The following is a 604-nucleotide window of genomic DNA, read 5'->3' on the forward strand; positions in this document are numbered from 1 at the left end:
GGTGCGCAGAGTCCGAATATGGGCTATGGTGGCCCCACGTCGATTTACAACCTGGACCGCAGGGAGTCGGCGTGAGTGCAGGTCGCCCGCTCACGAAAGCAGAGCGGAGGAAGTTCAACCGTGCGGAACACGAGCGGAAAATCAAGCAAGAGCTGATCGCTCAGCACGGTAACGAGCTCGGCACTTTCTACTACTGGCTCCGCGTCACAAATATGCGGGGCACGCAGGCTTATCGCGACGGGAACACGGACTTCATCCGTGAGGTSGCGCTCGCTCTGCACAACGTCTACGGCCGCCACTTCGGCTAGCTCCCCGCGTCCCGCACGAAGGGCCGCTCCCGATCCCTGGGGGCGGCCCTTCGGCGATCCCAACGCGTGCCGCGCGTGACGCGTGTCGCGCGTGTCGCGCACGCGCGTACGCGAGGCCGGTGCCGACTGTCAAGCCCAGGAGGAGGGGTCGCGTGTCCGACGACACCGACAGCAACGTGATCAGCCTCCCCACCCGGGGCAGTGATTCCGGAGGAATGCCGGACGCTCCCGACGGCGGGGATCTCTTTTATTCCGAGCCGCCCGACAGCGGCTCGGGCGGAGTCGTTCCCCCGGAG

Annotated in this window: 1 protein-coding gene; it reads left to right on the plus strand. The window is 66.2% G+C overall.

The features are described from left to right. Positions 1–308: hypothetical protein (locus CA983_RS47030; protein WP_208637206.1), on the plus strand; the 308-nt coding region annotated here is incomplete at its 5' end. Between the last annotated feature and the right edge of the window lie 296 nt (positions 309–604).

It is taken from the genome of Streptomyces swartbergensis, from assembly GCF_002148965.1.
Taxonomy (GTDB): Bacteria; Actinomycetota; Actinomycetes; order Streptomycetales; family Streptomycetaceae; genus Streptomyces; species Streptomyces swartbergensis.